This is a genomic window from Pseudomonas agronomica (assembly GCF_025917275.1).
Lineage (GTDB): Bacteria > Pseudomonadota > Gammaproteobacteria > Pseudomonadales > Pseudomonadaceae > Aquipseudomonas > Aquipseudomonas agronomica.
Genome location: NZ_JAOSHO010000443.1, coordinates 1 through 4,162 on the forward strand (window position 1 = coordinate 1; position 4,162 = coordinate 4,162).

At 61.0% G+C, this 4,162-nt stretch carries 5 protein-coding genes; 1 reads left to right on the forward strand and 4 read right to left on the reverse strand.

Translation table 11 applies throughout. The features are described from left to right. Window positions 1-206: 206 nt before the first annotated feature. A complete protein-coding gene (locus OC610_RS22320) occupies window positions 207-671 on the reverse strand; it encodes an outer membrane lipoprotein (protein ID WP_024776354.1) in 465 nt (154 codons plus the stop codon). Window positions 672-840: 169 nt separating this feature from the next. On the opposite strand from OC610_RS22320, the gene OC610_RS22325 reads away from it, so the two are divergent. Further along, on the forward strand, window positions 841-1,125 hold the full coding sequence (locus OC610_RS22325) for a hypothetical protein (protein WP_264430830.1): 285 nt from the start codon (window positions 841-843) through the stop codon (window positions 1,123-1,125). Here the strand turns inward: OC610_RS22325 and pdxH are convergent. From pdxH to OC610_RS22340, 3 genes are all read right to left on the reverse strand, one after another. Then, window positions 1,073-1,720 (reverse strand): pyridoxamine 5'-phosphate oxidase, encoded by a 648-nt coding sequence (gene pdxH, locus OC610_RS22330; protein WP_264430835.1) that lies wholly within the window; start codon window positions 1,718-1,720, stop codon window positions 1,073-1,075. The genes OC610_RS22325 and pdxH overlap by 53 nt on opposite strands. Window positions 1,721-1,744: 24 nt before the next feature. After that, a complete protein-coding gene (locus OC610_RS22335) occupies window positions 1,745-2,737 on the reverse strand; it encodes an OmpA family protein (protein WP_264430837.1) in 993 nt (330 codons plus the stop codon). Between the two features lie 119 nt (window positions 2,738-2,856). Beyond that, a complete protein-coding gene (locus tag OC610_RS22340) occupies window positions 2,857-4,002 on the reverse strand; it encodes a serine hydrolase domain-containing protein (protein ID WP_264430839.1) in 1,146 nt (381 codons plus the stop codon). Between the last annotated feature and the right edge of the window lie 160 nt (window positions 4,003-4,162).

A 4,162-nucleotide genomic window follows, 5' to 3' on the forward strand; every position in this document is an offset into this window, starting at 1 on the left:
CCCTGCGCGGCTATCCGGCATCCATGCCGGGATGCCCTCTGCGCAATGCCTGCGTTCGGCCAGCGTGGTTAACGGGGCGTTGAGATCAAGATCAAGATCAAGATCAAGATCAAGATCAAAAGCAGAGCAACAGCAACGGGACGTGCGTTCAGCAGTTCCGTCGCTGAGCCGTTGCTATCGCAGCAAGCTCGCTCCTACTTTTTTAATTAGTGCGATACGCGACTCGTACCACCGACTGTGGAAATCCGCACGCGCTCACCTACGCGGAATACTTCATTCTCCTGAACCTGCTGCACATAGGCACGCATGCTGCCGTCATCTTCACGAACGGTAATTTCAACGCCCTGGGTACGGGTCAGGCCTTCTTCGGTGGCGGAGCCGATCAGGCCGCCAGCCACTGCACCGATGACGGCGGCAACGATGCTGCCTCGGCCACCACCGATGGCGCTGCCGCCTACCCCGCCAACCACTGCACCAGCAGCTCCGCCGATCGGGGTCTTGGTGCCTTCGATCTTGACCGGGCGCAGGGATTCAATGGTCCCCATGCGAATCGTCTGGACGCGACGCGCTTCGTCACGGGAATAGGAGTCACCGGTCAGGCTCGACTGACAGCCAGTGAGCAACATCGCCATCGTGGAAAAGGAAGCAACCAGCAAAACAGACTTACGCATAGCATCAACTCCAAAAGACAGGGATCCATTAAACTCCCCGGCTTGACGCCTGTCACGGCTTCACCGGGAAAATTTGCTTTCATTCAGGTGGGATACAGGCGCACCCGAAAAAATTCATCACACAGTAGCGCCAATTTCAAAAAACTGCGTCATCGACCCAGGATTTTTCATGGATTACTTCATCATCATCGCGACCACCTTGGCCGGCCTGTACTTCCATTGGTGGCTGTACATACGCATCAAACGTTGGGCGGACCGCGACTTGGCGTTGTCACTGGCGGGGCAGGACGAGCAAAAGAAAAGCTACATGTTGGAACAACTGGCCCGCGCCCATGAACAACGAATCAAGCGGCGGGACCTGCCGCAATGGCTCCAGGCCGCTGCGGCAGGTTATCCGGATGTCACGGCGCGAGGCGCTCGCGAATCCAGTCCGCCCCTTGAAGGCGGTAGTTGAGACGATCGTGGAGGCGGCTCGGGCGGCCCTGCCAGAACTCGATGCGCTCGGGCAGCAGGCGATAACCACCCCAGTGTTCGGGGCAATGGGGCTGGCTGTCGCTGAAACGCTGCTCGGTGGCCTTGAGCAAGTCCTCAAGCTCGCCGCGCCCCGCGATCACCCGACTCTGGGGTGAGGCCCAAGCCCCGAGGCGACTGCCCAGCGGCCGAACCTGGTAGTACGCGTCCGATTCCTGCGGCGTGACTTTCACAACCTTGCCTTCGATGCGCACCTGGCGCTCCAGGGTCGGCCAGAAAAACGTCATGGCCGCGAACGGATTCGCGGCGATTTGCTGGCCCTTGGCGCTGTCGTAGTTGGTGAAGAACGTGAAGCCCTGGGAATCCAGTCCCTTGAGCAGTAGGATCCGGCAATGGGGACGACCGTCCGCATCCACGGTCGCCAACGTCATGGCGTTGGCCTCCACCGGGGCCTGTTCGGTTTTCACCGCGTCGGCGAACCATTGGTGGAAAAGCGCGAACGGCTCCGCCGGGGCTTGCGCCTCGGTCAAGCCATCGCGGGTGTAGTCACGACGCATATCAGCCAGCGCTTGGGTCATGGCGCGTTCCTTGTGATCAGCCGATCACTGTTTGGAGGTGTCGGCGGCAGCGACTTTTTTCGCATCGGTCGCAGCCTTGGCCGGCTCGGGTTTCTTCGCCGGGGTGGCCTTCTTGGCCGGGCTTTTCTTCGCAGGTGCCTTCGCAGGAGCCTTCTTGGCCGCAGCTTTCTTGGTCGCCGGGGCTGTGGCTTTTTTCGGTGTAACGGCTGGGGCCGGGGCCGCGGGCTTCACATCCTGGGCGGCAACCATCGTCACCGGTGCAGGGGCCGGCATGTTGTACTTGCTCAGCAAGGCAACCATGGTATTTGCCGGGGTGACCAACAATTCCACACGACGGTTCAAGGCTCGACCTTCGACGCTGTCGTTGGCCGCACGTGGCGCCACCGAGCCCATGCCGCGCAGCATCAATCGATCACGCTGCAGTCCGCTGAGGCGGAAAATCGCGGCGATGGACTGGGCACGTTCCTGGCTGAGTTTCAGATTGGCCGGCGCCGCGCCCGACGTATCAGCGTGACCGAGGATCAGCACGGCAGTTTTCGGATCAGCTTCAAGCACCTTGGCAACACGGGTGAACGGGCCGAGTGTCACCGGTAGCAGCATGGCCGGACGGTCCGGGTTGAACGAGCTGTCCACGGGCGCGGTGACCACCAGCACGTTATCGCGACGCTCGAGCTCAAGCTTGCTGTCCTTGATGGCGGTGCGCAGCTTTGGCTCATACTCGTCAAGCCAGGCCTGGGTGACTTTAGGGTCAGGCATCGGCACCGCCTTGGCGGTTTCCTGATCCTTACCGCCGAATGGCCACCACCATTTACCGTTACTCTCGGCTTCGGCCTTCGCTTGAGGGGCAACAGTGGCGGGTTTCAAAGGCGCCTCTGGGGCCGGATCCTTGCTCGCAACCTTGTCGGACGACCCGAACGGCCACCAGCCGCTGCCGCCCTCGGCATCATTCTGTGGATGTTGTGCGCAACCGGTAATGGCGAAGCACAGCGCCAGGGCAAGGGTTTTGTTCGATGACATTGGATAATCCACAAAATGATCTAAATGAAATAACAAAGGCCATGTTCCGGCCGCATAAACAGACGCTTGGAAACCGAAAAGAACACGAGGTTCCTGTATCCACTCACTTCAGTGGCGCTTTATAGACAAGTGGCAAGCACCCTCGCAAGGTTCTGCGCCCGTGGATCCATCAAGACGTAGGGCCCCAGTGTATTGGTCACGAAACCGAACGCGACGTCATGCTCCGGATCGGCGAAACCGAGGGAGCCTCCCGCCCCGGGGTGACCAAACGCTCGCGGCCCCAGGCCAAAGGTCGCATTTGGCACATGCGGTTGATCCAGCATGCAGCCCAGGCCGAAGCGGGTCTGGGTCAACAAGGTCTTGTCCTCGCCGAAGCTGTGCTGGCGGGTCAGCTCGTCGAGCATTTCACCTTCCAGCAGACTGCCGTCGAGCAGGCCGGCGTAGAACCCGGCGAGGCTGCGGGCGTTACCGTGGCCATTGGCTGCCGGTTGCTGCATGCGCCGCCACTCGGGCTTGTTGGTGCCGGTCATGATCGATGGTGGATTGGTAAAAGCCCGAGTGGTCATCGCCGTGGGCTCGCGCATCGTCACTTGCAACAGCCGCTGGGCCGCTGCGTCGCCGATGTTGCCTTTGCCCCGAGCGATGTGCGCCACGCGATGAAACTCTTCGTCGGCCAGGCCAACGTGAAAATCCAGGCCCAGAGGTTTGGCGACCCGCGCCACGATAGACTCCCCCGGCCCTCGGCCATCGGCCCTGCGCAGCAGTTCGCCCACTAACCAGCCGTAGGTGATCGCGGCATAACCGTGGCCCTCGCCGGGCGTCCACCAAGGTGCTTCAGCGGCCAAGGCATCGACCATGGTCTGCCAGTTGTAAAGTGCTTCGGGGGCCAGCAGTTCCCTCAGCGCCGGTAGACCCGCCTGGTGGCAGAGCAACTGGCGCAGGGTGACGGATTGTTTGCCGGCTGCGGCGAATTCAGGCCAATAGCGCGCGACCGGGGCATCCAACTGCAACTTGCCCTCGGCCACCAATTGCAGGGCCGCGACGGCGGTGAATGTCTTGGTGCAGGAGAACAGGTTGGCGATGGTGTCGCTGTGCCAGGCTTCACTGCCATCCTTGTCGGCGGTGCCGGCCCAGATGTCGACAACGGTGCGGCCACCCATCTGAATGCACAACGCAGCACCACGTTCCTGCGGATCGTCGAACAGCGCGGCGAATGCTTCACGCACCGACTCGAACTGAAGCTCGTAATGACCTTGAATTTGCACCCGCAACTCCGTTGAAACAAAGACTTTTTCAGGTGGCTGGCATTGTTTCAGCCATTGATGTTTTTGTGAACCTTCGCGAGACGGCTGGTTAAGCGCAGCCTCCTGTTGCGAGGGAGCTTGCTCCCGCTGACTGCTTACTAGAGCTGCGTAGGAGCTGCGT

Bases quoted from the DNA above. Each gene is read 5' to 3' on its own strand.
- OC610_RS22320 (WP_024776354.1), bottom strand. From the start codon at position 671: ATGCGTAAGTCTGTTTTGCTGGTTGCTTCCTTTTCCACGATGGCGATG.
- OC610_RS22325 (WP_264430830.1), top strand. From the start codon at position 841: ATGGATTACTTCATCATCATCGCGACCACCTTGGCCGGCCTGTACTTC.
- pdxH (WP_264430835.1), bottom strand. From the start codon at position 1,720: ATGACCCAAGCGCTGGCTGATATGCGTCGTGACTACACCCGCGATGGC.
- OC610_RS22335 (WP_264430837.1), bottom strand. From the start codon at position 2,737: ATGTCATCGAACAAAACCCTTGCCCTGGCGCTGTGCTTCGCCATTACC.